This window comes from Halolamina pelagica (genome assembly GCF_900115675.1).
Lineage (GTDB): Archaea > Halobacteriota > Halobacteria > Halobacteriales > Haloferacaceae > Halolamina > Halolamina pelagica.
Genome location: NZ_FOXI01000018.1, coordinates 1 through 24,248 on the forward strand (window position 1 = coordinate 1; position 24,248 = coordinate 24,248).

At 69.0% G+C, this 24,248-nt stretch carries 27 protein-coding genes and 2 tRNA genes; 16 read left to right on the forward strand and 13 right to left on the reverse strand.

Features of this window, described 5'->3' with window-relative positions; all coding sequences use genetic code 11:
- Window positions 1-119: 119 nt before the first annotated feature.
- Window positions 120-1,295: an inorganic phosphate transporter gene (locus tag BMZ83_RS14440; protein WP_074880195.1), complete on the reverse strand. Its 1,176-nt coding sequence runs from the start codon at window positions 1,293-1,295 to the stop codon at window positions 120-122.
- Between the two features lie 158 nt (window positions 1,296-1,453).
- On the opposite strand from BMZ83_RS14440, the gene BMZ83_RS14445 reads away from it, so the two are divergent.
- The 5 genes from BMZ83_RS14445 to BMZ83_RS14465 all read left to right on the forward strand — a co-directional run bounded on the left by BMZ83_RS14445 (window position 1,454) and on the right by BMZ83_RS14465 (window position 5,495).
- The gene (locus tag BMZ83_RS14445; RefSeq protein ID WP_074880199.1) at window positions 1,454-2,098 is read left to right on the forward strand and encodes a hypothetical protein; all 645 of its coding nucleotides are present in this window, start codon (window positions 1,454-1,456) and stop codon (window positions 2,096-2,098) included.
- A 150-nt stretch (window positions 2,099-2,248) separates the two neighbouring features.
- Complete coding sequence (locus BMZ83_RS14450) at window positions 2,249-2,620, forward strand: Hsp20/alpha crystallin family protein (protein ID WP_074880202.1); 372 nt, start codon at window positions 2,249-2,251, stop codon at window positions 2,618-2,620.
- Between the two features lie 153 nt (window positions 2,621-2,773).
- Window positions 2,774-3,418: a hypothetical protein gene (locus BMZ83_RS14455; protein WP_074880205.1), complete on the forward strand. Its 645-nt coding sequence runs from the start codon at window positions 2,774-2,776 to the stop codon at window positions 3,416-3,418.
- 48 nt (window positions 3,419-3,466) lie between these two features.
- The gene (locus BMZ83_RS16985; protein WP_074880207.1) at window positions 3,467-4,045 is read left to right on the forward strand and encodes a hypothetical protein; all 579 of its coding nucleotides are present in this window, start codon (window positions 3,467-3,469) and stop codon (window positions 4,043-4,045) included.
- A gap of 106 nt (window positions 4,046-4,151) precedes the next feature.
- Window positions 4,152-5,495, forward strand: coding sequence for an FAD-dependent oxidoreductase (locus BMZ83_RS14465; RefSeq protein ID WP_074880211.1), 1,344 nt, complete (start codon window positions 4,152-4,154; stop codon window positions 5,493-5,495).
- On the opposite strand, the gene BMZ83_RS14470 is transcribed toward BMZ83_RS14465, so the two are convergent.
- Complete coding sequence (locus tag BMZ83_RS14470; protein WP_074880214.1) at window positions 5,496-7,184, reverse strand: potassium channel family protein; 1,689 nt, start codon at window positions 7,182-7,184, stop codon at window positions 5,496-5,498.
- A 115-nt stretch (window positions 7,185-7,299) separates the two neighbouring features.
- Here BMZ83_RS14470 and BMZ83_RS14475 point away from each other — a divergent pair, with 115 nt between their 5' ends.
- Both BMZ83_RS14475 and BMZ83_RS14480 read left to right on the forward strand, forming a co-directional pair.
- Window positions 7,300-7,851, forward strand: coding sequence for a hypothetical protein (locus tag BMZ83_RS14475; protein WP_074880218.1), 552 nt, complete (start codon window positions 7,300-7,302; stop codon window positions 7,849-7,851).
- A gap of 62 nt (window positions 7,852-7,913) precedes the next feature.
- Window positions 7,914-8,399, forward strand: a complete 486-nt coding sequence (locus BMZ83_RS14480; RefSeq protein ID WP_074880221.1) for a DUF5812 family protein — start codon at window positions 7,914-7,916, stop codon at window positions 8,397-8,399.
- Between the two features lie 19 nt (window positions 8,400-8,418).
- On the opposite strand, the gene BMZ83_RS14485 is transcribed toward BMZ83_RS14480, so the two are convergent.
- The 5 genes from BMZ83_RS14485 to carA form a co-directional block, all read right to left on the reverse strand.
- Window positions 8,419-9,363 (reverse strand): D-2-hydroxyacid dehydrogenase, encoded by a 945-nt coding sequence (locus tag BMZ83_RS14485; RefSeq protein WP_074880224.1) that lies wholly within the window; start codon window positions 9,361-9,363, stop codon window positions 8,419-8,421.
- Between the two features lie 53 nt (window positions 9,364-9,416).
- Window positions 9,417-9,821, reverse strand: coding sequence for a peptide-methionine (R)-S-oxide reductase MsrB (gene msrB, locus BMZ83_RS14490; protein WP_074880228.1), 405 nt, complete (start codon window positions 9,819-9,821; stop codon window positions 9,417-9,419).
- A gap of 68 nt (window positions 9,822-9,889) precedes the next feature.
- The gene (locus BMZ83_RS14495) at window positions 9,890-10,546 is read right to left on the reverse strand and encodes an HAD family hydrolase (RefSeq protein WP_074880231.1); all 657 of its coding nucleotides are present in this window, start codon (window positions 10,544-10,546) and stop codon (window positions 9,890-9,892) included.
- Window positions 10,547-10,616: 70 nt separating this feature from the next.
- A complete protein-coding gene (locus tag BMZ83_RS14500) occupies window positions 10,617-12,398 on the reverse strand; it encodes a Rieske (2Fe-2S) protein (protein WP_074880233.1) in 1,782 nt (593 codons plus the stop codon).
- Window positions 12,399-12,517: 119 nt separating this feature from the next.
- Window positions 12,518-13,576: a glutamine-hydrolyzing carbamoyl-phosphate synthase small subunit gene (carA, locus tag BMZ83_RS14505; protein ID WP_074880236.1), complete on the reverse strand. Its 1,059-nt coding sequence runs from the start codon at window positions 13,574-13,576 to the stop codon at window positions 12,518-12,520.
- Between the two features lie 96 nt (window positions 13,577-13,672).
- Here carA and BMZ83_RS14510 point away from each other — a divergent pair, with 96 nt between their 5' ends.
- The 3 genes from BMZ83_RS14510 (at window position 13,673) to BMZ83_RS14520 (ending at window position 15,537) form a co-directional block, all read left to right on the forward strand.
- Window positions 13,673-14,089, forward strand: a complete 417-nt coding sequence (locus BMZ83_RS14510) for an Lrp/AsnC family transcriptional regulator (protein ID WP_074880239.1) — start codon at window positions 13,673-13,675, stop codon at window positions 14,087-14,089.
- A 71-nt stretch (window positions 14,090-14,160) separates the two neighbouring features.
- Window positions 14,161-14,847 carry a type 1 glutamine amidotransferase domain-containing protein gene (locus BMZ83_RS14515; protein ID WP_074880242.1) on the forward strand — a complete coding sequence of 229 codons (687 nt, stop codon included), beginning with the start codon at window positions 14,161-14,163 and terminating at the stop codon, window positions 14,845-14,847.
- 69 nt (window positions 14,848-14,916) lie between these two features.
- Window positions 14,917-15,537 carry an NUDIX hydrolase gene (locus BMZ83_RS14520; protein ID WP_074880245.1) on the forward strand — a complete coding sequence of 207 codons (621 nt, stop codon included), beginning with the start codon at window positions 14,917-14,919 and terminating at the stop codon, window positions 15,535-15,537.
- Window positions 15,538-15,548: 11 nt separating this feature from the next.
- Here BMZ83_RS14520 and BMZ83_RS14525 read toward each other — a convergent pair whose 3' ends face one another.
- Both BMZ83_RS14525 and BMZ83_RS14530 read right to left on the reverse strand, forming a co-directional pair.
- Window positions 15,549-15,827 carry a hypothetical protein gene (locus tag BMZ83_RS14525; RefSeq protein ID WP_074880248.1) on the reverse strand — a complete coding sequence of 93 codons (279 nt, stop codon included), beginning with the start codon at window positions 15,825-15,827 and terminating at the stop codon, window positions 15,549-15,551.
- Complete coding sequence (locus BMZ83_RS14530) at window positions 15,817-16,857, reverse strand: zinc-binding dehydrogenase (RefSeq protein ID WP_074880250.1); 1,041 nt, start codon at window positions 16,855-16,857, stop codon at window positions 15,817-15,819. Before BMZ83_RS14530 ends, BMZ83_RS14525 begins: the two co-directional genes overlap by 11 nt.
- Window positions 16,858-16,951: 94 nt before the next feature.
- Here BMZ83_RS14530 and BMZ83_RS14535 point away from each other — a divergent pair, with 94 nt between their 5' ends.
- Together BMZ83_RS14535 and BMZ83_RS14540 are read left to right on the forward strand one after the other, a co-directional pair.
- A complete protein-coding gene (locus BMZ83_RS14535) occupies window positions 16,952-17,560 on the forward strand; it encodes a MogA/MoaB family molybdenum cofactor biosynthesis protein (RefSeq protein ID WP_074880253.1) in 609 nt (202 codons plus the stop codon).
- 56 nt (window positions 17,561-17,616) lie between these two features.
- Window positions 17,617-19,479, forward strand: coding sequence for an acetyl-CoA carboxylase biotin carboxylase subunit (locus BMZ83_RS14540; RefSeq protein ID WP_074880256.1), 1,863 nt, complete (start codon window positions 17,617-17,619; stop codon window positions 19,477-19,479).
- Between the two features lie 31 nt (window positions 19,480-19,510).
- Here BMZ83_RS14540 and BMZ83_RS14545 read toward each other — a convergent pair whose 3' ends face one another.
- The 4 genes from BMZ83_RS14545 to BMZ83_RS14560 all read right to left on the reverse strand — a co-directional run bounded on the left by BMZ83_RS14545 (window position 19,511) and on the right by BMZ83_RS14560 (window position 22,640).
- Window positions 19,511-19,957: a UPF0179 family protein gene (locus BMZ83_RS14545; protein ID WP_074880259.1), complete on the reverse strand. Its 447-nt coding sequence runs from the start codon at window positions 19,955-19,957 to the stop codon at window positions 19,511-19,513.
- A 61-nt stretch (window positions 19,958-20,018) separates the two neighbouring features.
- Window positions 20,019-20,402, reverse strand: coding sequence for a DUF5820 family protein (locus tag BMZ83_RS14550; RefSeq protein WP_074880261.1), 384 nt, complete (start codon window positions 20,400-20,402; stop codon window positions 20,019-20,021).
- 114 nt (window positions 20,403-20,516) lie between these two features.
- Window positions 20,517-20,591 (reverse strand) — tRNA-Glu (locus BMZ83_RS14555).
- 72 nt (window positions 20,592-20,663) lie between these two features.
- Window positions 20,664-22,640 carry a 3-hydroxyacyl-CoA dehydrogenase/enoyl-CoA hydratase family protein gene (locus tag BMZ83_RS14560; RefSeq protein WP_074880264.1) on the reverse strand — a complete coding sequence of 659 codons (1,977 nt, stop codon included), beginning with the start codon at window positions 22,638-22,640 and terminating at the stop codon, window positions 20,664-20,666.
- 127 nt (window positions 22,641-22,767) lie between these two features.
- Here BMZ83_RS14560 and BMZ83_RS14565 point away from each other — a divergent pair, with 127 nt between their 5' ends.
- The 4 genes from BMZ83_RS14565 (at window position 22,768) to BMZ83_RS14580 (ending at window position 24,246) form a co-directional block, all read left to right on the forward strand.
- Complete coding sequence (locus BMZ83_RS14565; protein ID WP_074880267.1) at window positions 22,768-23,250, forward strand: GNAT family N-acetyltransferase; 483 nt, start codon at window positions 22,768-22,770, stop codon at window positions 23,248-23,250.
- Between the two features lie 14 nt (window positions 23,251-23,264).
- Window positions 23,265-23,338, forward strand: a tRNA-Thr gene (locus BMZ83_RS14570).
- Window positions 23,339-23,404: 66 nt separating this feature from the next.
- On the forward strand, window positions 23,405-23,950 hold the full coding sequence (locus tag BMZ83_RS14575; protein WP_074880270.1) for a hypothetical protein: 546 nt from the start codon (window positions 23,405-23,407) through the stop codon (window positions 23,948-23,950).
- Window positions 23,950-24,246: a hypothetical protein gene (locus BMZ83_RS14580; protein WP_074880274.1), complete on the forward strand. Its 297-nt coding sequence runs from the start codon at window positions 23,950-23,952 to the stop codon at window positions 24,244-24,246. Before BMZ83_RS14575 ends, BMZ83_RS14580 begins: the two co-directional genes overlap by 1 nt.
- The last annotated feature ends 2 nt before the right edge of the window (window positions 24,247-24,248 follow it).

The window sequence follows — 24,248 nt, forward strand, 5'->3', positions numbered from 1 at the left end:
CCCCCGAGATGGGGAGCATCGACGCCGGGGACAGCGAGGGATCGAGCCCCGCGGGGAGTCAGACGCCGTCCGACGACGCCGACTGACGACGAGTCGACGCGTCCGCGAGCGTCCAGCCGTTACCAGAGAAAGCGGAACAGGACCGTGAACGCGACGTAGGCGCCGACGGTCGAGAGCACCGGCACCACGTTCTGCATCAGCAGCACCCGACCGGTCGTCGACGGATCGAACAGGTCCGACGCCGCCGGGATGTCCTCGGGGTCCTCCTCGCCGATGCCGGGCGCCTCCTCACCCGGCTCCTCGGCGGCCAGTGCGCCGACGGAGACGCTCGTCGACTCCTCGCCGCGCACCCCGCCCGAGAGCGTCGCCGTCCGGGTCGCTCGGCCCCAGCCGAGGCCGACGATGGAGGTGGTGGCGATGATGACGAACGAGGCGGGGATGCCGATCGCCGAGAGCCCGATCACGATGGTCGAGGAGACGATCGCGACGACGATCGCCGCCGTCAGCGGCAGGTCGGTGATGTCGTTGCCCAGCGTGTCGAGCGTTCGGCGCGCGATCGTGAACGCGCCCACGGCGACGGCGGCACAGCCGAGCAGGATCATCATCTCCATCTCGACGCCCGCGCCGACCAGCGGCGCGATGGCGTTCGCGATGTTCGACGTGCCCGAGGCGAACGCCATCAGACAGCCGATCGTGATGACGACGATCCCGCCGACCATCTCCCGTCGGGTCGTGTTGGGGCCGGAGACCAGTCGTGGCACGGTGCCGGACCGGTCGAGTTCCATCAGCGCTCCCTCGCTGCTGTCGATGGCGACCCACTGGTTGATCCGCGGGTAGAGGTACCGGCCGATCATCCCCGAGACCCAGAAGCCGACGATGGGCGCGACGATCCACCAGACGGCGATCTCGCCCATGACGACCCAGTCGAGCGAACCGGTCGCGACGCCGAGGCCGGCGATGGAGCCCACGGCGGTCATCGACGTCGACGCGGGGACGCCGAAGTAGTTGCCGATGAACAGCGCGCCGCCGATGAAGAAGAGGACGACGATGCTCGTCTCGATCGTGAACACGCTCGCGCTGGTGATGAGCTCCTCCCCCAGCTTGTCGACGACGCGGCGCCCGATCGTCCACGCGCCGACGAAGAAGAAGACGGCCATCAGCGTCGCGGCGCCGGTCTTGGAGATGGCGTCGGACCCGACCGCCGGCCCGAACGCCGGACCGGTCGTCGAGCCGCCGATGTTGAACCCGACGAACAGCGAGACCACGATACCCAGGATGAGAAGAACCTCGACCATACAGGGAGCAACGGCGCGTCGCTCTTAAGCCGTTGGACCGATCCCGCCGGAGATCACCGCGGCCACGCGGGCCGGGAGAGATGGGTATACCTGTCTGGAACTCCGTCATCCAGTATGGACCAAAGACGACAGTCTGCGCGCTCGCGGAGGTGGCGTCGATGAAGGCCTCCCGTGTCGACTTCGGTGTCGACCTGGCTTACGGGCTGACGATCTTCGTTGCGATCATCCTCATTCTCGAGCTCGGGACCGCCGTGGGGGTCGCGTTCGGCCTCGGCGTCCTGCTCTCCTACATCATCCACATCGCCTGGAAGATGGCGCGGTTCGACCCCGACTGGATGACCCAAGAGGTGACCGAGAAGGTCAGCGAGACGGTGAGTCAGGAGGTCGAACAGACCGTCAGCGAGGAAGTCGATCAGGTGACCGAGGAGGTATCCGAGACCGTCACCGACACCGTGAGCGAGGAAGTCTCGGAGAAAGTCAGCGAGGAGGTCTCCGAGAAGGTGACCGAGGAAGTGAGCGATGAGGTCAGCCAGAAGGTGAGCGAGGAGGTCGAGGAGACCGTCAGCAAGGAAGTCGACAAGGTCTCCGAGGAAGTGAGCGAGGAAGTCTCGGAGAAAGTCAGCGAGGAAGTCTCGGAGAAAGTCAGCGAGGAGGTCGAGGAGACCGTCAGCCAGGAGGTCGACGACGTCGCCGACAAGGTTTCCGAGGAAGTGAGCGAGGAGGTCAGCCAGAAGGTGAGCGAGGAGGTCGAACAGGCCGATGGCGACACAGTGGACGACGACAGCGACACGGACGACGAATAGGTCGCCGGTCAGCCGCTATCGACCCAGCCGACCGCAACGAGGCCGCCGCTGCCCCCGGTTTTCTCGTTTCGACAGGTTCGTCCCAAACATGATTAATAACCTTCATTAACGCTCGTGCACAATCGACGCGTGCAGTCGAGGTGATCAGCCATGGCGCTACCAGAGAACCTGACCAGTTCCTGGACGCAGGGGCTCGATCTCCCGAGTCGACTGTTCGAAACCGGTAGTACCGACTACGAACTGTTCGAGGAGGACGGGGAGTTCGTCCTGAGCGTCGAGATGCCCGGATTCGATCCCGAGAGCATCTCCGTCTCCTGGGACGAGGGTGTCCTGAACATCGCCGCCGAGCACGAGGACACCCAGCGTGGCCGCCGGCGCACCTACCACCGTCGGTTCCGCTTCCCCAAGTCCATCAACGACGAGGAGATCGCCGCCGAGTACAACAACGGCATCCTCGAAGTCCGGCTGCCGATCGTGGCGGACGCGACCGTCACCGGCACCGAGATCGAGGTGCAGGGCTGAGGGAGGTCGCCTCGGTTCCCGTTCCGCGGTCCGTTTTTGTGCTGATCGTCGCTAGCAGGGGAGCGACGGCGTCTATCGACGGCGCCAGCGCCGAACCGTGTGACTGTCTCACACGACACCTTCATAGGTATCTGTCCGATATGGAAGGACACGATGATGCTCCCGACCCACGCGCTGTTCGGGATGCTCCTCGCGCTGCCGGTGGCCGTGCTCGCGCCGGAGTACGCCGCCGTCGCGCTGGGAGCGGGGCTAGCCGGCGGGATCCTGCCGGACCTGGACCTGTACGTGGGCCACCGGAAGACGCTGCACTACCCGGTCGGCTACAGCCTGCTCGCCGTCGTCGCCGCCGTCGGTGCGGTCGTCAGTCCGACGGCGGCGACCGTCGGCGCCGCGCTCCTGCTCGCCGCGGCGGCGAGTCACAGCCTCGTCGACGTGTTCGGCGGGGGGCTGGAGCTTCGTCCCTGGGAAGCGACCTCCGAGCGGGCCGTCTACGACCACTACCGCGGGCGCTGGATCGCCCCGCGTCGGTGGGTGCGCTACGACGGCGCCCCGGAGGACCTGCTGCTCTCGGTCGGGCTCGCCGTCCCGCTCTGGCTCCACGTCGGGTCGCCGTTCCGGCCGGTCGTGATCGCCGCACTCGGCGTCGGGGCCGTCTACGTCGCCTCGCGGCGCGTGCTCCCGCAGGTCGCACACCTGCTCGCGACCGAGGTACTCCCGGGCCGTGTGTCGCCGTCGCTGCTGGCACGGGTCCCCGACCGCTACCTCGACGGCGCCGAGCCCGACGACGCCCGGGCGTGACGGTGCAGAAGTTACTTCCGTGTGGTGTGAGCCCTCACCAGTAGAGCGATGGGTGCCCTGACAGTCGGCGTCGCCCTCGTCGGCGCGGCACAGCTGGCCGCCCTCTACGTCGGCTACCGCCGCGGCGACACGGCGGCGGTCGTCAACACCGCCGCCGCCGTCGCCCTCGTGCTCGTTTTCGCCGCACTTCCGGTGGTACTCCGCGACGGCGATCAGCCGACCCGGCTCGCGGGGTTGACCTTCTGGGTCGCGGTGGCCGGCTTCCTCCACGCGCTCGGGATGCTGGGGCGCTACGAGTCGGTCTGGTGGTGGGACCACCTCACGCACACGCTCTCGGCGGCACTGGCCGCGGCACTGCTGTACGCGGCGGTGCTCGTGGCCGGGTGGAGCGGTGCCGCCGCCATCACGCTGCTCGGCACGACCGTCCTCGGCGTCCTCTGGGAGGTGGGCGAACTGATCGCCCGCGAGATCGCCGACCGGTACGACATCGAACCGGTGCTCGTCCACTACGGCTGGCGGGACACGGCGTTCGATCTCGTCTTCGACGTGGTCGGCGCGGTACTGGTCGTCGCGCTCGATCTGCGACTGTTCGTCCCGGTCGTCGAGTGGGTGTCGGGCGCCGCCTGAGTCGACCGGTCTCCCGTCGATACCGATCACGTCGATCGTCGAACACGACGGCGAAAAGGGGTCCGTTATCCGTGCGGAGTGCGAGCGTCGGAGTAACGCCTAAATTATGTCCGGAGAGTACGACCTCGTCATCGTCGGGGGCGGCATCAGTGGGGCGTCGTTGCTGTACACGACCGCGAAGTTCACCGACATCGACTCGATCGCGCTGATCGAGAAGGAGCCGGAGATCGGCGCGATCAACACCCACCACACGAACAACTCCCAGACGCTGCACTTCGGCGACATCGAGACGAACTACACCCTCGAGAAGGCCGAGGAGGTCAAGGAGGGTGCCGAGCTCCTCGCGGGCTACCTGGAGAACCACGACCCGGACCGCGAGATGCATGCGAAGCGCAGCAAGATGGTGCTCGGCGTCGGCGACGAGGAGGTCGAGAGCCTCGAGCGGCGCTACGAGGAGGAGGGGTTCGGCGACCTGTTCCCCAAACTCCGGCCGATCGGGCGCGAGGAGATCGCGGAGCTCGAACCCAAGGTCGTCGAGGGGCGTGACCCCGACACGGAAATGCTCGCGCTCCAGACGCCGGACGGCTACGTCGTCGACTACGGCGCGACCGCGGGGTCGTTCGTCGAGGCCGTCGCGGACGACGACGGCGTCGACGTGTACACCGGGACGGAGGTCACGGACATCACGCCGACGCTCGAGGGGCACACGATCGCGACCGACGGGGCCGGGCGCTTCGACACCGACGCCACGGTCGTCGCCGCCGGCTCCCACAGCCTCCAGATGGCCAAGGAGCTGGGTTACGGCCAGGACAAGGTGCTCCTGCCCGTCGCGGGGAGCTTCTTCCTCGCGGACGACCTGCTGAACGGGAAGGTGTACACCCTCCAGATGAAGAAACTCCCCTTCGCCGCGGTCCACGGCGACGCCGACGTCCACGACGGCTCGATCACCCGCTTCGGGCCGACCGCGAAGCTCGTCCCCGCGCTCGAACGCGGCCGGATCTCCACGGTGGGTGACTTCCTCGACGTGTTCGGCCTCAACGTCGCCTCGTTCCTGAGCTACGCCAACATCCTCGCCGACCGCATTCTCCTGCCGTACGTGCTCCGGAACCTCGTCTACGACGTGCCCGAGGTCGGCCCGCGGCAGTTCCTGCCCCACGTCCAGAAGGTCGTCCCCAGCGTCGAACTCGACGACATCGAGCGCGCGAAGGGGTACGGCGGCGTCCGCCCCCAGATCGTCGACACGGAGCAGAAGTCGCTGGACATGGGCGAGGCGAAGATCGTCGGCAACGACGTGATCTTCAACATCACGCCCTCGCCGGGCGCCTCGACCTGCCTGAAGAACGCGATGCGGGACACCCACACCGTCGTCGACTTCCTCGACGGGGAGTACGAGTTCGACGAGGACGCGTTCCGCGAGGACACCATCGGCGAGTTCCCCCGGGCGGAGTAGTCAGCTCAACTCGCCGTTCTCCGCCGGCGTCACGTCGTACCGCTTCAGGAACTGCCGGACCGACTCGTCGCTCCCGACCAGCGTGAGTTCGTCCCCAGCCGAGAGCGCTCGCTGTGGGTCGACAACCGTCGTCTTCCCGGCCTCGTCCGTGACGGCGACGACCCGACAGCCGGTCGTCTCGGCGATCCCCGACTCGGCGATGGTCGACCCGGCGAAGGGCGTCGCCGGCACGCGGATCAGCCGGATCTGCCCGCCGGGATCGAGGATCGCCTCCCCCCGGAGTGCCTTCGCGATCATCCGGGCACTCACCCGCGGCACCGACAGCACGTAGTCGGCGCCGGCACTCAGCGCCTTCCGGGTCGCCTCCGCGTCGGTTACCCGGATCAGCACCTCGATGTCGGGGTTCATCTCCTGTGCGAGCACCGCCGTCAGCAGCGACTGCGAGTCCTCCGGCAGGCCGATCACGATCGCGTCGGCGTCGTCGACGCCGGCCTCCCGAAGGGTGTCGCGGGTGCTCACGTCCCCGACCACGTCGACGCCCTCGCGCTCGGTGATGTCGACAGTGGTCGTTTCGATCCCGGCGGCCGCGACCACCGTGGCGGCGGCCTGTCCCACCTCGCCGAACCCCGCGATCACGATGCGGTCGTGCTGCCCGACCGTCCGGGCCGGCCGAGTGAACTCGCTCAGGGTCTCGAAGCTCTCGGGGCGTCCCGAGACCAGCAGGACGGTGTTGTCCCGGATCACCGCGTCGGGGTCGGGCGGCAGTTGGAGTTCGCCGTCGATCCACGCGCCGATGATGTTCGCGCCGGTGCGCTCCCGTACCGCCGACTCCCGGATCCGGCTGCCGACCAGCGGGCTACCGTGGGAGACCGGCACCTCCGCGATCTCGATGTCGCCGCCGAGTTCGACGGTCTCGCGGACCTCGGCGGTGAACGACTCGACGGCCTTGTCCGCGAGTCGGCGGCCGAGCACGCCGTGGGGCGAGAGCACCGTGTCGGCGCCGACCGAGTGCAGGACACGCTCCATCTCGCTGTCGTCGGTCAGCGCGATCACGTCGACGTCCTCGCGGACCGACCGGATCGTCAGGATCGTGTTGACGTTGGCGTCGTCGGCGTCGGTGATCACCGCCCGCGCGGTGTCGATGCTCGCACGCTCGAACGCCTCGGCGTCCTGCGGCGAGCCGTGGATCACCGCGTAGCCGTCGTCGGCGAGCGCCTTCGCCTCGGCCTCGTCGGAGGAGATGAGCACGTAGTCCACGTCCAACTCCCGGAGTTCGTCCAGCAGCACGGCGGAGTCGCGGCTGTACTCGCAGATGATCACGTGGTCGCGCTTGGGCGAGAGCCGGCTGTCGAGGTCGACCTCCGCGCCCGTGAACAGCGGGATGATCACGAGTCGGAGCGTGAAGAAGCCGACCGCGATCCCGCTCAGCTGGACGAACACGACGTAGAGGTTCATCAGGGGGTGGCTCCACGGCGAGTCGGCGCCGTACCCCGTCGTCGTCATCGTCTCGACGACCGTCGTCAGCGCGTTGAACACCGTGTACTCCGGCCCCTCGCCCTCCAGGGTCCGCATCCCGTAGAAGTAGACGACCGTGAGAAACAGCACCATCGCTACCAGCCCCACCGCGTAGTAGGCGACGAGCCTGTGGCGGCGGGAGAGGTCCGAGAACGAGTCCGGGAGCGAGACCATCCAGATGCTGACTCACGTCCCCCTATTAGAAAAAGGGTTGCTCGCTCGGCCCGCGCCCAGCGGATCGCGAGCCGGCCTCGCGGCGTTTAACTCCGCCCACCCACAACCACGGACGATGGCAGACGACTACGGCGGCATCCTCGGCGCGTTCCCCTACGCGTTCCGGCGGAGCGACTCGCTGCTGTTCCGGTCGTACGTGCTCGTCGCCGGCCTCACGACGCTGCTGCTCGCGCTGGCCTGCGTGCTCGCGATCGTCGTCGTGTTCGGCCAGACCGCCGGCGCCCGCGGGGGCAACTTCACGCTCTCGCGGTCGTTCATCGCGCTGCTGGGGCTGCTCGCGGTGCTCCCGGTCGTGGGGCCGGTCCTGCTGGCCGCCCGGACGCGCCGCCGCGGGCTGGCCGATGACGGCGCGTTCGAACCCCCGCGGAACTACGAGCCGCTGCTGGCGGTCGCCGGCTACCTCTTCCTCCTCGCGCTGTATCTCGGGCTGGTCGCGTCGATGCCCGAGACGTTCACGCTCGACGGCGAGACGATCACGCGCCCCGCGCCGTCCGGGCCGTTCGCGCCCGTCCTCGCCGCACTCTACGCGGTTCCGCCGATCGCCTCGCCCCTGATCCCGGCCGCCGCCGCAGCCGCGATCCTCGCGGTCCACCGGTGGCGCCGCTGATCCCGGCCCCCGACGCCGGCCGCGGACGAAATCCGGAAGGGGCTCGGGCGCCCAGTAGGGGTATGAGCGACGCCGAGATCAACGGCGAGACCGAGGGGACGTTCCTCGTCACGCACGCCGCCGACGACAGCGCAGTGTTGCGGGACGTCGAGCGCGGACAGGTCCACACGCTCTCCTCGAACCCCGGGCTCTCGGAGGACGACGCCGTCGAGGGCGTCGTCGCCCCGGAGCCACCGCTCGACGTGACGGCGGAACTGATCGAGATCGAGGAGCGCCGCTCGCTGTCGATCGGTGAGAGCCGGGAGCCGCCGACGAAGCACGAACGGGAGCTCGCTGCCGAGCAGGAGGTGGGTGAGCTCACCCGGAAGGAACGGGCCGGGATCGGCGAACTCCACGTCATCACCGTCCCCGATGACGAGACCGGGGCGGCCGTCGAGGACGTGCTCGACGACCGCGAGACGACGCTGAGCCGGGCGGCCCGCCTCGGGGTGAACCGTGTCGAGATCCGGTCGGAGCCGGGCGTGGTCAGCGTGCGGTACCTCCCGTAGTCGGACCTCCGCGGTGGAGTCAGCAGATCCGGTTGACGAACGCCCCGTTGCTGCCGAAGCGCCGGTAGTTCTCCCCGATGATCTCCGCCCACCGCTCGGCCTTCTTCGGCGTCGAGCCGGCCATGTGGGGCGTGAGCAGCACGTTCGAGAGGTTCCACAGCGGCGAGTCCGCCGACAGCGGTTCGGTCTCGAACACGTCCAGCGCGGCGCCGCGGATCCAGCCGTACTGCAGCGCCCGGACCAGCGCGTCCTCCTCGACGACCTCGCCGCGGGCGACGTTCACGAGCACGGCGTCGCCGTCGAGCAGGCGGAGTTCGTCGGCGCCGATGAGGCCCTCGGTCTCCTCGGTCAGCGGGCAGGCGAGCACGAGGTGGTCGGCGCGCCGGCAGAGTTCGGTGTGGCCGTCCGGGCCGAAGCACTCCTCAACCGCGTCGGGAGCCGAAGCGGGATCGCGCTTGGTCCCGAGCACCTCCATCCCGAACGCCGACCCGAGTTCGGCGACCCGGCTCCCGATCGCGCCGACGCCGACGATGCCGAGGGTCTTCCCGTGGAGTTCGCCACCCTCGACGCGCTCCCAACTGTTGCGCTCCTTCTGCGCCATCGCGTCGAGGAACCCGCGCTCGAACGCCAGCATCCCGCCGAGCACCTGCTCGCCGATGGGTTCCGCGTGGACCCCGGAGGCGTTGGTGAGCGCGATATCGCGCTCCTGCAGCGCATCCTGTGGGTAACTATCGACGCCCGCCGAGAGCGCCTGCACCCACTCGATCTCGGCGTCGGCGAGCAGATCGGCGTCGAGACGCCCGGTGATCAGCGCGTCGGCCGCGGGGAGCAGATCCGCGGTCTCCTCGGGCGTCGCCGCCGTCAGCAGTTCGGCGTCCGGAACCTCCGCCCGGAGCGCGTCGAGTAACTCCTCGCTGGTCTCCGGCGGGACGGTGTGGGTCAACAGCAGCGTCGGGTCAGCCATGTTCGGCAGTTCCGACGGACGGGAGAAAAGCGCTCGCCCCGGGGCAGTCGCAGTTACGCCTCGTCCTCGAACTCCAGCGCGACCGAGTTGATACAGAAGCGCTTCCCGGTCGGTTCCGGCCCGTCGTCGAACACGTGGCCCAGATGCCCCTCGCAGTTCGCGCAGACGACCTCGGTCCGGGTCATTCCGTGGCGGGTGTCCTCCTGTGTCTCGACGGCGTCGTTCTCGGCGGCGTAGAAGCTGGGCCAGCCACAGCCGGCGTCGAACTTCGTCTCGGAGTCGAACAGCACCTCGCCACAGCCCTTGCAGCGGTAGACGCCGTCGTCGTCGCGGTCGACGTGCTCGCCGCTGAACCGGGCCTCGGTGCCCCGTTCGCGCAGGATCTCGTACTCCTCGTCGGAGAGCTCCTCGCGCCACTCGGCGTCGGATCTCTCGGCTCCCGTGTCGCTCTCGCTCATAGCTCGTGTTGGGGTTGCGCGGGCCTAACGCTTCCGCCGGCGTCGACGGGTTCGAACGCCCCGGAGAACTACCGACAGAGCGCCCGCACGTCGTGTAGGTCGTCGACGACGTGGTCGGGCTCGACCGACAGCTCGTGGTGCCGGCGGTGTGGCCGGCGGATGAACGCCGAGTCAACGCCGGCGTTGAACGCCGCCGTCACGTCGCTCTCCCGGTCGCCGACGTAGAGCGCGTCCTCGGCGTCCAGATCCGCGAGCGCCCGCTCGATGAAGTGCGGGTCGGGCTTCTTCCGCCGGAGGTCGGCCATCGTCGGCTGGCGACCGTAGGCAGTGTCGAACAGCCCCGAGACGCCGTAGTGATCGAGCAGGAAGTCGACCGTCTCCTGCTGGTTGGAACTCACCACACCCATCGGGAGGTCCAGACCCGACAGCGTCGACACGTCGTCGAACAGCGGCTTCCCGCCGGCGTGGACGTGCTCGCGCTGAGCCTCGTGTGAGGCCCGGTCGCGAACCCGCCAGAACTCCTCGACGGAGAGGTCGTACAGCTCACAGATCTCCGACAGCGATTCCGGGGTTACACCGACGACGACCTCCTCGACGTGCTCGGGATCGGGGTCGTCGACGCCCGCCTGCTCGAACGCACGCCAGGCCGCCTCCTGCAGCACGTCGTAGTCGGTGGTGTCCACCAGAACGCCGTCGTTGTCGAACACGACCGCGTCGTAGCTCATACGTATCAGAGGCGTACGCGCCTGAAAAAGGTTGTGCGCCGGCAAATCGCTCGCGCTCGGTCGGCGGCGCTCAGTCGTCGGCGGCCGCCTCCGAACCCGCGGCCTCGTGGATCCGCTCACCGCGGTGGAGCCGCGAGGCGATGGAGTAGGTCTGCTCGCGCTCGCGCCGGGTCGGGTAGTGCGCCGCGAGGTAGCGCGCGACCGCCGTCGCGAGGACCCGGCGCTCCTCGGGATCGTCACGCAGGTCGAACTGCCGGAGCCCGGCTTCGAGCGCCTGGAACGTGTGGAAGCCGGTGTCCTCCTGCAGGAGTGCGTTACCGAGTTCCGCCTTCAGGCGCTCGGGGTCGCCGCCGGCGTCGAGGAAGTTCGCGGCGTGAGTGCCCGCGGCGTTCACCTCGCCCTCCATCTCGAAGCAGCGGCCCAGCCCCTCGATCTCCGCGTCCGGATCGGCGTCGGCGTCGCCGGCGGGCTCGGGCGCCGGCGGCGTGTTGAGGAACCGGTCGAGGTAGACGTTCGTCGCCGCGTCGTACACCCCGCGGTAGAGCTCGGTCGTCGGCGCCCGCTGGGCCGCGCGGTGGACCGCGTTCGCGTACGTGAACGTGTGGTGGACCGTGTTCCAGTCGTTGAACTCGTTCGCGGTGGAGAACCGTGCGACGCGCTTCCCCGCGGCGAACGCGACCGCGCTGGCGAGTTGCTCGACGGTCGCGCCGTTCCTGATCGCGCCGTCGAGCGCGTCGTACACTTCCTCCGGCTCCTCGCTGTGGAGTCGGTCGGTGAAGTCGTCGGGCTCGGTCCACTCTTGTCCCTCGCCCTCGGCGACCATCTCGTCGATGCGGTCGAACGACTCGGCGCTGCGGCCCGCGAGATCGTCGGGCTGACGCCACGAGGAGAGCTCCTCGCTGCGCTGGGCGTCGGCGAGGCCGCGGACCAGTGACGCCAGCACGTCCGCGGTCTCGGGGTGGTCCCAGCCGACGTGGTCCAGCGCCTCGGTCGCCTTGTTCAGGTGGTCGAACCGGTGGCCGGTGTCGATGTAGCGGTGGTCCGTCGCCGCCGCGGTCAGCATCTCCGTGAGCTGCTCGGGCGAGCAGCCGTTGGCGACGGCGGTCCGCAGCACGCGCTCGGCGCCGTCGGCGTCGCGCACCTCGACGTTCTCCCGGAACCACGACTTCAGCCGGGAGAACGGCACGTCCGTGGCCTCGAACGCCTCCTGGTCGAACTTCGGCGGCTGGTCCGCGCAGTCGCTCGCGACCTGTACGAGCCCCTGATACAGCGCTCGCTCGCGGTCGGCCTCGTCGAGGTCGGGCATGCGGTTCAGCAGCGCCGTCAGGATCGTCAGCCCGGAGCTCCACCCGCCCTCGCGGTACTTGGTGCCGAAGACGACCGCCGTCTCGAAGGGGTTCTCGGGGTCCACGTCCGCTCGGAGCAGCCCGATCGCGGACTTCGCGAGTACCAGCCGGAGGTTCTGTTCGAGGCCGTCCTCCAGTCGCTCGGTCCAGTGAACCGCCGGCGGCTCGTCGCGTTGGGGGTCGGGGTCGACGTACACCGTGCCGTCGACGACTTCGAGCGGGTAGCTCTCCACGTCGTCGGCCCACGGGTCGAACGTGTCGCCACAGGAGAGTTCGAAGCGCGCGTGGTGCCACTCGCAGGTCAGGACGCCCTCGTCGACGCTACCCTCCGAGAGCGGGAAGCCCATGTGCGGACAGCGGTTGTTGACCGCGCGGAACTCGCCCTCGTGGTGGAACACGACGACCGGCGTCCCGCCGGCGCTGGCGACGGTGCGGCCCTCCTCGCGGAGGGTGTCCGCGTCGGCGACCTCGACGTACCCGTCGGGGACGGTGTCAACGTTGGACATGGGCACACGTTGTGCCGAGTGCGACTAAAACGTGTCCTGAAGAACGTTTTACCGAGTCGGCGCGGCGACGACACGATCGGGGCGCGGCGACGAGACGGCGGCCGGTGCGGCGGGCCGGATCAGTCCGAGACGACCGCGGGGGTTCGACAGTCCGCCAGGTCGAGCACGTCGTCGAAGAAGTCGAGCGAGTCGTGCGGGCCGGGGTTGGCTTCGGGGTGGTACTGCCGCGTGAGTACGTCGATGTCGACGCCCGCCAGCCCCTCCGCGGTGCCGTCGTTGACGTTGACCTGCGTGACCGCAAGGTCGCCGGGGTCGGCCACGCTGTAGCCGTGGTTCTGGGTCGTCATGATCACGCGGTCGGTCTCGAGGTCGCGAACCGGCTGGTTCAGCCCGCGGTGGCCGAACTCCATCTTCTCGGTCGCGCCGCCCAGCGACCGGGCGACGACCTGCTGGCCGAGACAGATGCCCGCGATGGGCGTCTCGCCCGCGAACTCGTCGACGACCTCGCCGGCCGCTTCGAAGTTCGCCGGGTCGCCCGGCCCGTTCGAGACGAACACGAGGTCCGGCTCGCGCTCGGCCACGGCCGCGGGCGTCGAGTCGTAGGGCATCACGTGGACCTCGGCGCCGCGGGCGGTCAGCGAGTCGACGATGGACTGCTTCGCGCCGCAGTCGAGCAGGGCGACGCGCGGTCCGCTTCCCTCGTACACCTGCGGTTCGTCGACGCTGACCTGCGCGCCGATGTCGACGTGGTCGCTCATCTCGACACACTGGTCGAGCTGTTCGCGGGCCTGTTCCGGCGTCGCGTCCGGGCCGGCGGCGACGCCACACCGCATCGCCCCCTGCTCGCGGATCGCGGTCACGAGCTCCCGGGTGTCGACGGCGTCGACGGCCGGCACGCCCTCGCTCGCCAGCCAGTCGGCCACGTCGTCGGTGAACTCCCGGGCGATCGCGACGCGGGGCGTGACGGCGTCGGACTCGAACCGCTCCGAGCGGACCCCGTAGTTCCCGATGAGGGGGTAGGAGAAGGTCAGTACCTGTTCGGCGTAGGAGGGGTCGGTCAGACTCTCCTCGTAGCCGGTGTACGCCGTCGTGAACACCAGCTCGCCCCGATCCGTGCCGGGAGCACGCGAGCGTCCCTCCACGACACGACCGTCGGCCAGCGCGATGTACGCGCTCATTACGAGAAACGTACTCATCTAGCGTAATAACTGTGTCGTTCGAAGGATTCTTACGAAATTCGTAACCGGTATCCCGAGGGAGCGACACGGGCCTGTATGGACGAACTCGATCGGGAGATCCTGAACGTCCTCCGGCGGGACGCACGGACCCCCTACACCGAGATCGCCGAGCAGGTGGGCACCAGCGAGGGAACGGTGCGCAACCGCGTCGAGGGGATGGTCGAGGACGGCGTCATCGAGCGGTTCACCGTCACCACCCGGACCGGGAACGTGAAGGCGATGATCGAGATCTCGGTCGCGATGGACGTGAACACCGACGAGGTGGGGAAGCGCCTCGCCGACTGGGAGGAGGTCGACTTCGTCTGGCAGGTCTCCGGCGAGGACGACATCGTGCTCGTCGTCGACTGCGTGGACACGCGCGCGGTGAACGAACTCATCTCCCGCGCCCGCGAGCAGGAGGAAGTCGAGGAAAGCACGACCCGGCTGATCCTGGACGAGCGACTGGGAACCTAAAGTCCTCCGACGGGCGGAGGCCGTGCCACGGCGGGAGGCCTTTTCCCTCGCACTCCCCGAGGATTGAGTGCATGACCGACGCGCTATTCATCGTCAGCGAGGAAGGGTACTGGGCCGAGGAGTGCATCGACCCGCTCACGACGCTCACCGACGCCGGCGTCGAGATCACGGTTGCGACGCCGACCGGGAACCCGCCGGTCGTCGACGAGCGCTCGCTCGACCCCGAGGACATCGGCGAGGCGGAGGCCGATCGCCTCCGCGAGATCCACGAGACCGACGACCGCCTGAACGATCCGACGCCGCTGGCCGCGGCCGAGCCCGGAAGCTACGACGCGGTCGTGTTCCCCGGCGGCCACGGCGCGGAGTGGGACATCACACAGGACAGCCACGCCCGTGCCGCCCTCCGGACGGCCGTCGAGGGCGAGGACGGAACGGCGCTGGTCGTCTGCCACACCGTCGGCATCCTCGCGTTCGCCCGCGACTCCGCGGGCGAGTTGCTCGTCGAGGGTCGCGACGTGACCGGCTTCCCGAACGCGTGGGAGGAGGGCATCGTCGACGAGAACGACCTGATGCCCGACGGCCGGAAGCTCCCCTACTGGGTCGAGGACGAGGTGACGGCCGCCGGCGGGAACTGGGACGCGGAACTCGATTCGGACACCTCCGTCACCGTCGACGGCGACCTCGTCACCGCACGGGGGCCGGGCTCCTCCCACGCGGCGGCGCTGACGCTGCTCGAGGAGCTGGGCGTCGACGCCTGAGCTGATACGGCGGCGACCGCCCCGCCCGGCATCGAAGCGACCTTACCCCCGGTGGCCGATGAACCCCGTATGAGCACGGAGAACGCCGACTCGGGTGCCGGCGCCGACGAGGGGCCCCACCCCAACGCCACGCAGGACGTGGTCGCCGTCGACGGCGACGACGAGCCGACCGGTCTCGCGAACCGCCTCGACGCCCATACCGGCGAGGGGCAGCGCCACCGCGCCTTCACTGCCCTCGTGTTCGACGAAGACGGGCGCATTCTACTGGCCCAGCGCGCCGCGAACAAGCGCCTCTGGGACACCTGCTGGGACGGGACGGTCGCTTCCCACCCCGTCGAGGGGCAGAGCCAAGTCGACGCCACGAAACAGCGCCTGGAGGAGGAACTCGGCGTCACGCCCGACCAGTACGACGACCTCGAAGTGACGGACCGCTTCGAGTACAAGCGCCGCTACGAGCGCGAGGGGCTGGAATGGGAGGTCTGTGCGGTGCTGCAGGTCACGCTGACCGAAACCGATCTCGATCCCGACACCGAGGAGATCGAAGGGCTGCTCTGGGCGGACTACGACCTGCTGTACGAACAGCCCGAGTGGTACCGCCAACTGCGGCTGTGTCCGTGGTTCGAGATCGCGATGCGGCGGGATCAGGAAGGCGAGACGGTTGCGGACGGGAGCGTCGGCTTCGAACGCTAATCGACCGCCAGCTACCCCTTCATCGCCCAGACGCCGACGACGCCCAGCAGGAGCGCCGGGACGAACGGCAGCGCCAGCATCGCGACGAGGAACGGCACGTGATCCGCCAGCAGCGTGGGGTAGAGATAGATGATCCCCGGGATCACCAGCGTCGCCAGCGTGATGGCGCCGACGAGGATCCAGCCGCTCGGGCCGCCACTCTCGCCGTCGCTCGCGTCCGGCCCATCGTCGCCCTCGACGCCCCCGGGCGTGTGCACGTACCCGCCGTCGTCGCCGTCGTCAGAGCTCACTATCCGGCTTTAGTACTACCTTCCCAAAGCCTTCCCGGTCCTCGAGCATGCGGTGACCGCGGGCGGCCTCGGACATGGGCACGATCTCCCGGATCCGGGGTTCGAACGTGCCGTCCCACACCAGCGAGAGCACGTCGTCGACCTCGCCGGGGGTGGCCATCGTCGACCCCAGCACGGAGAGTTGGTTCCAGAAGATCCGGTTCACGTTGGTGTGGGGCTGGCCGCCCGCGGTCGCGCCGCAGGTGACCAGCTTCCCGCCCTTCGCCAGCGACGCCAGCGAGTCAGTCCACGACTCGCCGGCGACGTGGTCGACCACCACGTCGACGCCGCGCTTGCCAGTCAGTTCCCGGATCCGGTCCGCGTAGTTCGTCTCGGTGTAGTCGATGACGTGGTCGGCGCCGCAGTCGGCCGCGTACCCCAGTTTCTCCTCGGTTGAGGCGGTGGCGTACACCTCGCCGGCGACGTGGTCGGCGATCTGGACCGCCGCGTGGCCCACGCCCCCGGAGGCGCCGAGGACGAGCACCGAGTCGGTCGGCTGGAGGTCGGCGCGGGTGACGAGCATCCGCCAGGCGGTCTGGAACACCAGCGCCGCGGAGCCGGCGACCTCCCAGTCGACGCCCTCCGGGACGGGGACGACGTTGTCCGCCGGCACCGTGGCGTACTCGGCGTGGACGCCGGGGCGGTGTTCGCCGATGATCTGGTAGCGCACGCACATCGACTCCTCGCCGTCCCGGCAGTACTCACAGTGGCCACAGGAGACGCCTGCAGAGACGGCAACGCGGTCGTTCCGCTCGAACCGGTCGACGTTCTCGCCCGCGTCGACGACGACGCCCGCCGCGTCGCTGCCGGGCGTGTGGGGCATCTCGAGGTCGACGCCGGGCATCCCGCGCCGGGTCCACACGTCGAGGTGGTTCAGCGCGGCGGCCTTCACGTCGATCTTGACCTCGTCCGGACCGGGGTCCTGCTCCGGGACCTCGTCGTACTCGATCACGTCGTGGCCGCCGTGGCCGTGGAACTGGACGGACTTCATGGGGGAGGGGTTGCGGCGGGGAGGGCATAACGGTTGGCGCCACGGCGTGACGCGAGCGACCGGAGTTTTGTAGCTCCCGACCCGACACGGGACCATGAGCGACGAACACGCGAACGACGACCACAGCCACGACCCGGAAACCCACGAACACGACCAACCCGGCACGCACGAGCACCACAGCCACGACCAGGAGCACCTCGGCGTCGCCGTCCTCACCGTCTCCTCCTCCCGCTCCCTCGACGACGACGACGGCGGCGACCGGATCGTCGACGCGCTGGAGGGCGCCGGCCACGAGGTGGCCACCCGCGACCTCCTCCCCGACGACTACGACAAGGTGCAGGGCACCGTCCAGCGGTTCGCCGACCGCGACGACGTGGACATCGTGATCACCACCGGCGGCACCGGCGTCACGCCCGACGACGTGACCGTCGAGGCCGTCGAACAACTTTTCGACAAGGAGCTCCCCGGCTTCGGCGAACTGTTCCGCCGGCGCTCCTACGAGGAGATCGGCACGATGGTCGTGGCCACGCGCGCCACCGCCGGCGTCGCCGACGGTACCCCCGTCTTCTCCATCCCGGGCAGCGAGAACGCCGCCACGCTGGGCGCGGAACTGGTCGTCTCCAGCGCCGGCCACCTCGCCGGGCTGGCGGGTCGCGACGACGAGGACGACCACGACGGTGAGGGCGAACACGAGGAGAACTGATCTGCTCGGGACGGACCGACAGAATCACGTCCCATCTGGGAGAACCCCCTGCAAGAATGTTCGATAAGGTGCTCGTCGCGAACCGTGGCGAGATCGCGGTGCGAGTCATGCGCGCCTGCGAGGAACTGGGCGTCGACACCGTCGCCGTCTACTCCGAGGCGGACAAACACGGCGGCCACGTTCGCTACGCCGACGAGGCGTACAACGTCGGTCCCGCCCGCGCGGCCGACTCATACCTCGACCACGCGGCCGTCATCGAGGCCGCCGAGAAGGCCGGCGCCGACGCGATCCACCCCGGCTACGGCTTCCTCGCGGAGAACGCCGAGTTCGCCGGGAAGGTCGAGGCCCACGACGACATCACCTGGGTCGGCCCGGCCGCGGACGCGATGGAGCAACTCGGCGAGAAGACCAAGGCCCGGAAGACGATGCGCGAGGCGGACGTGCCGATCGTCCCCGGGACGACCGACCCGGCCGAGAGCGCCGAGGAGGTCACGGAGTTCGGCGAGGAGCACGGCTACCCCATCGCCATCAAGGCCGAGGGCGGCGGCGGCGGCCGCGGGATGAAGATCGTCGACGGCCCCGAGGAGGCCGAGAGTCAGTTCGAGTCGGCCAAACGCGAGGGCGAGGCGTACTTCGACAACGCCAACGTCTACCTCGAGCGCTACCTCGAGAACCCCCGACACATCGAGGTGCAGATCCTCGCCGACGAGCACGGCAACGTCCGCCACCTCGGCGAGCGTGACTGCTCGCTCCAACGGCGCCACCAGAAGGTGATCGAGGAGGGCCCGAGCCCCGCGCTCACCGACGAACTCCGCGAGGAGATCGGTGCGGCCGCCCGCCGCGGCGCCGACGCCGCGGGCTACTACAACGCCGGTACCTTCGAGTTCCTCGTCGAGGAGGAGGACCGCGACGCCGACGCCGGCGAACTGCTCGGCCCCGACGCGAACTTCTACTTCCTCGAAGTCAACACCCGGATCCAGGTCGAACACACCGTCACGGAGGAACTGACGGGCATCGACATCGTGAAGTGGCAGCTCCGGGTCGCCGCCGGCGAGGAACTCACGTTCGAGCAGGACGACGTGGACCTCTCGGGGCACGCGATCGAGTTCCGCATCAACGCCGAGCACGCCGACGAGGAGTTCCAGCCCGCGAGCGGCGGGACGCTCACCACCTACGACACGCCGGACGGCATCGGCGTCCGCGTCGACGACGCGCTCTCGGCGGGCGACGAACTGGTGACCGACTACGACTCGATGATCGCGAAGCTGATCGTCCACGCGGGCGACCGCGAGGAGTGCATCGCCCGCTCCCAGCGGGCCTTCGCGGAGTACGACATCGAGGGCGTGGTCACCATCGGGCCGTTCCACCGCCTGATGCTCGAGGACGACACCTTCGTCGCGGGGACGCACACGACGAAGTACCTCGACGAGGACCTCGACCCGGCCCGGATCGACGGGGCGGTCGAGACGTGGGGGACCGAGGACACGAGCGACGAGAGCGAGGACGCCGAGACCACCGAGCGACAGTTCACCGTCGAGGTCAACGGCAAGCGCTTCGAGGTGAACCTCGAGGAGGAAGGGGCGCCGGCGATCCCCACGCCCGAAACCAGCAGCGGCGGTCAGGATCGCCCCCCGCAGGCCGGCGGGGGCGGCGAGGACAGCGACGACGGCGGTTCCGCCGGCGACGCCCCGGAAATCCCCGAGGGCGGCGAGTCCGTCGCCGTCGACATGCAGGGGACCGTCCTGTCGGTCGAGGTCGAGGAGGGAGACGAGGTCGCGCCGGGTGACACCGTCGCGGTGCTCGAGGCGATGAAGATGGAGAACGACATCGACGCCGAGCGCGGCGGCACCGTCTCGCAGGTGCTCGTCGAGGAGGGCGAGAGCGTCGACATGGGCGACGTGCTCGTCGTGTTGGAGTAAGCGAAAAGCCGACGCGAACGCCCGACCGCGACTACTCCTTCGGCGCCAACTCCACCTGCGTCAGGTCCCGATCCAGCTCACACGTCTCGTGCGGGGGATCACCCACCACGTCCTCGATCTGGTACTCCTCGTCGAAGTCGGCGCCCAGCGGCACACAGAGCGGATGGGAGGGGCAGTCCGAGTGCGGACACTCACCCGCCAGCTTGGCCTTGCTCCCGGAGTAGGCGGACTTCGAGAGGACGTTCGCCGGGATGCTGGTCGGTTCGACCTCGACGGCCCGGACGCCCCCGTCGTGGACCGCACAGTCGAGGATCTGCGTGTTCTCCCGCACGTCGGTCACCTCGTAGCGAGTCCCTTCTTCGAGGTTGAGACACTGACTACGGTAGGGACAGCCCTCGCAGGCCGACGACTCCCCCTGGTAGACGAACTCCTCGCCCGGTTCGGCGAGTCGGGCGCCGACGAGCGTGACGGTGGTCATACGCGAACGTAGCTACGCGGCGGGGTTAAGGCTCCCGCCCCCGACGGGCCGCGAGACCGGCTCAGACACGGCCAGTCAGTTCGTCGAGTTCGTGGAGATACCGCTCCCGAGGCTGCTGGTACGCGCCGCGGTAGTCGATCTCGCCGGCGGCGAACCGCGCGGCCACGTCGACGGCGGCCTCGACGGCCGCCGCTCGACTCTCCCGCGTCTCGTTGGCGATCTCGACCTCCGGCTCGGCGAACAGCGTCGCGTGCCACTGCTCGGTCGCGTACTGGCCCGCCCCGGGCCGGTCGGCCCGCGAGCCGTTCGTGACGTAGATCGTCGGAAGACACGCCGCGGGGAACTCGTCGGCGTCGAACACGTCCGGGCAGTACGCGAGGATGACCCGCCCGTCCCGCTGTTCGGTCCAGACGGTCCACTCCTCCGGGAGGTCCTCCAGGCCCATGACCGAATGTGGGTGGGCAGGGTGGATATGCCTCTCGCTCCGGGCCGCGCTTACTCCCCCAGCGCCGCGGGGCCGAGTCGGCTCGCCCGCTCGCGACCGTTGCTCGCGGCAGAATGCTCGGTCGGGGATTTGAACCCCGGTCATCGGCTCGAAAGGCCGAAATGATTGGCCGGACTACACCAACCGAGCGCATTCGAATATGCTCGGTCGGGTCGTATAAACCCTACTCTTTCTACCGCCCGAGGGAGAGGCTGTCGTGGCCTACTTCCCTTCGAACTCCGGCTCCTCGTCGCCCATGAAGGCGGTGACGCCCTCCATCAGGTCGTCGGTGTTCATCAGGTGGCCGAACGCCTGACTCTCGACTTCGAGGCCGGCGTCGGTGTCGTCGCGGCCGGCGAGCATCGCGCGCTTGGTGTAGCGCTGGGCGATCGGCGGCCCGGCCGCCAGATCGCGGGCCAGCTCCCAGCCGCGGTCAAGCAGGTCCTCGCCGTCCGTGACCTCGTTGATGAAGCCGTACTCTTCGAGCTCCTCGGCGTCGTACCGCTCGGCGGTGAAGATGATCTCCTTCGCCCGGCCTTCCCCGACGATGTGGCGCAGGCGCTGGGTGCCGCCCCAGCCCGGCAGCAGCCCGAGGTTGTGTTCCGGCTGGCCGAGCTCGCTCCGGCGGCTGGCGACCCGGAGGTCCGCACAGGTCGCGAACTCCATCCCGCCGCCGAGGCAGTAGCCGTCGATGGCGGCGACGACCGGCGCGTCGAGGGACTCGAGTTTGCCGAACGTCTCCTGGCCGAGCTTCGAGAGCTCGACCGCGTGCAGCGGGTCGCCGCCGCCGGCGGCCATCGACTGCACGTCCGCGCCCGCGGAGAACGCGCGGTCGCCCTCGCCCGTGAGCAGCACCGCGCGCACGTCCTCGTGGGCGTCGAGTTCGTCGATCGCGGTGTCGAGCTCGTGGAGCAGTTCCTCGCTGATCGTGTTCATCCGGTGGGGGCGAGCGATCTCGATGTGGCCGACGTGGCCGTCGACGGCGACGTTCAGCACGTCGTACTCGGTTTCGCCGCCCGTCTCGCCGTCCGCGCTGCCGTGGAAGCCGTCGCCGGCCTCGGCGAGGTCACGCAGCGCCGCCTCGGCCTCGTAGCGCTCCTCGTCGGTCGCCTCGTAGAGCTCGTCGAGCGTCTCGACCAGCGCGTCGATCCCGTAGTCGTCGGCCATCTTCGCCGGGCCGTCGGGGAAGCCGGCGCCGAGTTTGACCGCCTGGTCGATCGCTTCGGGGTCGGCCACGTCGGCGTCGACGAGCCCCGCGACCTCGTTGGCCATCACTGCCAGCAGGCGCTCCTGGACGTCCTCGCGGCCGGCGTCGGTCGGTATTTCGACGCTGCCGTCCTCGTAGTCGTAGAAGCCGCGGCCGGTCTTCTTCCCCAGGTCCTCGGCCTCGACTTTCTCGGCCAGCAGCGGGCAGGGTCGGTAGGCGTCGCCGAGCTCCTGGTGCATGTACTCCAGCACGTGGTAGCCCACGTCGATGCCGACCTGATCGGCGAGTTCGAACGACCCCATCGGGAGGCCGAGGTCGTACTTGGTGGTGGAGTCGACCTCCGCGACCGTGGCGTCGTCGGCGTCGACGATCCACGCCGCCTCGTTCATCAGGGGGACGAGGATGCGGTTGACGATGAACCCCGGCGAGTCCTTCCGGACCCGGACGGGGGTCTTGCCCAACGACTCCGCGAGTTCCTCGATCGTGTCCAGCGTCTCGTCGGCGGTGTTGGCGCCGGAGATGACCTCGACCAGCTGCATCCGCACCGGCGGATTGAAGAAGTGCATCCCGCAGAACTGCTCGGGCCGGTCGCTGACCTCCGAGAGCTCCGTGATCGAGAGGCTCGAGGTGTTCGTCGCGAAGATGGCCGCCGGCGGCGCGTACTCGGCGACCTCGCGGTACACCTCCTTCTTGATGTCCATCTTCTCGGGGACGGCCTCGATCACCACGTCGGCGTCGCCGACCGCCTCCTCGAGGTCGACGACGGGGGTGACCCGATCCAGCGCGCCGTCGGCCTCGTCCCGGCTGATCTGGTCCTTCTCGGCCAGCTTGTCGAGGCTCCACTCGATCTGTTCGTAGCCGTTCTGGACGAACTCCTCGTTGATGTCCCGCATCGTCACGTCGTAGCCCGCCAGCGCGGCGACCTCGGCGATACCGTGGCCCATGTTGCCTGCGCCGAGCACCGCGATCCGGTCGATCTCGTCGGGATCCATGCGCGAGTGGTCGGCCGGACGGCGGTTGAACGTTTCCCTCTCCCGTATCGGGAACGGGCTCGGAGTTGCTCGGCGTGGTCACCGCGGCCGATAGCTCTTACCTCCCCGCGGACGCACGGGGGAACGGATGGAGATCGAGGCGCCGACCATCGAGGACGCCGACAGGCTCGCGGAGCTGTGGGTGGATCTCGCGCGCAGCCAGCGCGCACACGGCTCACACCTGCTGGCCGAACCCAACCGCGAGGCGGTTCGAGAGGGGCTGGCCCGCGCGATCATCACCCAGAGCCTGCTGGTCGCCCGGACCGCCGAGGGCGACCTCGCGGGGTTCGTGGAGTTCTCGCCCGAGACCGACAGCTACCGGCAGGACGTCGAGCGCGGCGTGATCGAGAACATCTACGTGCGGCCGGCTCACCGCGGTACCGGCCTCGGCGGCGACCTGCTCGCAGCCGCCGAACGCCGCCTGCTCGACGCCGGCGTCGACCGCATCTCGCTGGAGGTACTCGCGGACAACGCGGCCGCCCGGCGCTTCTACGCTCGTCACGGCTACGAACCCCACCGCGTGGAGCTGGAGAAAGCGCCCGAAAGCGACACGCACTCAAAGGAGGACTGAGTAGCGTCGACTGCGCCTGGAGAGCATGGGTGGTTCATGCACTCGACTTGTAATCGAGACTTCCCGGGTTCGACTCCCGGTCCAGGCTCTCTACTGCTTGTTCAAAGCTGTCCTTAAAAAGGGGTAGCGAGTCGTTTACCCAGGGGGTGACAGCATGAGCCGCGGCGAGCGGTTCGCGCAGTTCAACGCCGCTGCTCGATCCTTCTTCGAGGCAGATGTCGGTCCCGTCAACCCCTCCGTTTCGTGTGGAGTGGAAGCCTGTGACGAGGCCGCCGTCTACCGCGTTCCGTGGCACTCCGTCGGCGGCGACATCACCTACTGCGGCTACCACCTCGCCCGCTACCGCGAACTCCACCCGGACCTCTTCGAGCGTGTCCAGGAGGCCGTCGACGAGGACCTCTCCGCGCTCGCGACGCGCGGCGCGCGCTTCCTCACGTTCGATGAGGTTCCCGAGCAGCTGTACGGCGAGGCGTTCGTCGCGATCGCGCTGCTCGCGACAGGCCACGCACTCTACGAGGAGGCCGATCCGGACGAGATCGTCGAATACCGAACCGTCGATCGCCGCCTCCAGAAACGAAGTAGTACCGAGGCCGCCCGCGAGCGCGCCGGCGAGTTCCTCCAGGACGTGGAGCAGCGCCTCGGCGTTCACGAGTGGAGCGACGATGCGCTGGCGGCACTCTACGGGGGTGAGACGGCGTGATGTCGAAGGTCGCTCGCTCTCGAGAGCGGATTCGGTCGTCGGAAATCGAGCCCGCTGTCTTCGAGGTTTGCTGGCGGCTCTACAAACGCGACGAGACAGACCTCCTCGACGGCGGCGTCGCCTCAGCCAGGATCGCCGAAGAACTCGATGCCACCCACAGCACAACTCGGAGTACGCTCCAGCGACTGCAGCAACGCGGTGTCGTGACAGCGCTCGACGGCGCTGCACCCCACGACCTTCGCGCGCGCCAGTCGTTCGTTCCCACTGCGCTGCTCGAGGGAGGTGAATCAGCGTGATG

Excerpts from the sequence above, each read along its gene's own strand:
- BMZ83_RS14440 (WP_074880195.1), bottom strand. The coding sequence starts at position 1,295 with ATGGTCGAGGTTCTTCTCATCCTGGGTATCGTGGTCTCGCTGTTCGTC.
- BMZ83_RS14445 (WP_074880199.1), top strand. The coding sequence starts at position 1,454 with ATGAAGGCCTCCCGTGTCGACTTCGGTGTCGACCTGGCTTACGGGCTG.
- BMZ83_RS14450 (WP_074880202.1), top strand. The coding sequence starts at position 2,249 with ATGGCGCTACCAGAGAACCTGACCAGTTCCTGGACGCAGGGGCTCGAT.
- BMZ83_RS14455 (WP_074880205.1), top strand. The coding sequence starts at position 2,774 with ATGATGCTCCCGACCCACGCGCTGTTCGGGATGCTCCTCGCGCTGCCG.
- BMZ83_RS16985 (WP_074880207.1), top strand. The coding sequence starts at position 3,467 with ATGGGTGCCCTGACAGTCGGCGTCGCCCTCGTCGGCGCGGCACAGCTG.
- BMZ83_RS14465 (WP_074880211.1), top strand. The coding sequence starts at position 4,152 with ATGTCCGGAGAGTACGACCTCGTCATCGTCGGGGGCGGCATCAGTGGG.
- BMZ83_RS14470 (WP_074880214.1), bottom strand. The coding sequence starts at position 7,184 with ATGGTCTCGCTCCCGGACTCGTTCTCGGACCTCTCCCGCCGCCACAGG.
- BMZ83_RS14475 (WP_074880218.1), top strand. The coding sequence starts at position 7,300 with ATGGCAGACGACTACGGCGGCATCCTCGGCGCGTTCCCCTACGCGTTC.
- BMZ83_RS14480 (WP_074880221.1), top strand. The coding sequence starts at position 7,914 with ATGAGCGACGCCGAGATCAACGGCGAGACCGAGGGGACGTTCCTCGTC.
- BMZ83_RS14485 (WP_074880224.1), bottom strand. The coding sequence starts at position 9,363 with ATGGCTGACCCGACGCTGCTGTTGACCCACACCGTCCCGCCGGAGACC.
- msrB (WP_074880228.1), bottom strand. The coding sequence starts at position 9,821 with ATGAGCGAGAGCGACACGGGAGCCGAGAGATCCGACGCCGAGTGGCGC.
- BMZ83_RS14495 (WP_074880231.1), bottom strand. The coding sequence starts at position 10,546 with ATGAGCTACGACGCGGTCGTGTTCGACAACGACGGCGTTCTGGTGGAC.
- BMZ83_RS14500 (WP_074880233.1), bottom strand. The coding sequence starts at position 12,398 with ATGTCCAACGTTGACACCGTCCCCGACGGGTACGTCGAGGTCGCCGAC.
- carA (WP_074880236.1), bottom strand. The coding sequence starts at position 13,576 with ATGAGCGCGTACATCGCGCTGGCCGACGGTCGTGTCGTGGAGGGACGC.
- BMZ83_RS14510 (WP_074880239.1), top strand. The coding sequence starts at position 13,673 with ATGGACGAACTCGATCGGGAGATCCTGAACGTCCTCCGGCGGGACGCA.
- BMZ83_RS14515 (WP_074880242.1), top strand. The coding sequence starts at position 14,161 with ATGACCGACGCGCTATTCATCGTCAGCGAGGAAGGGTACTGGGCCGAG.
- BMZ83_RS14520 (WP_074880245.1), top strand. The coding sequence starts at position 14,917 with ATGAGCACGGAGAACGCCGACTCGGGTGCCGGCGCCGACGAGGGGCCC.
- BMZ83_RS14530 (WP_074880250.1), bottom strand. The coding sequence starts at position 16,857 with ATGAAGTCCGTCCAGTTCCACGGCCACGGCGGCCACGACGTGATCGAG.
- BMZ83_RS14535 (WP_074880253.1), top strand. The coding sequence starts at position 16,952 with ATGAGCGACGAACACGCGAACGACGACCACAGCCACGACCCGGAAACC.
- BMZ83_RS14540 (WP_074880256.1), top strand. The coding sequence starts at position 17,617 with ATGTTCGATAAGGTGCTCGTCGCGAACCGTGGCGAGATCGCGGTGCGA.
- BMZ83_RS14545 (WP_074880259.1), bottom strand. The coding sequence starts at position 19,957 with ATGACCACCGTCACGCTCGTCGGCGCCCGACTCGCCGAACCGGGCGAG.
- BMZ83_RS14550 (WP_074880261.1), bottom strand. The coding sequence starts at position 20,402 with ATGGGCCTGGAGGACCTCCCGGAGGAGTGGACCGTCTGGACCGAACAG.
- BMZ83_RS14560 (WP_074880264.1), bottom strand. The coding sequence starts at position 22,640 with ATGGATCCCGACGAGATCGACCGGATCGCGGTGCTCGGCGCAGGCAAC.
- BMZ83_RS14565 (WP_074880267.1), top strand. The coding sequence starts at position 22,768 with ATGGAGATCGAGGCGCCGACCATCGAGGACGCCGACAGGCTCGCGGAG.
- BMZ83_RS14575 (WP_074880270.1), top strand. The coding sequence starts at position 23,405 with ATGAGCCGCGGCGAGCGGTTCGCGCAGTTCAACGCCGCTGCTCGATCC.
- BMZ83_RS14580 (WP_074880274.1), top strand. The coding sequence starts at position 23,950 with ATGTCGAAGGTCGCTCGCTCTCGAGAGCGGATTCGGTCGTCGGAAATC.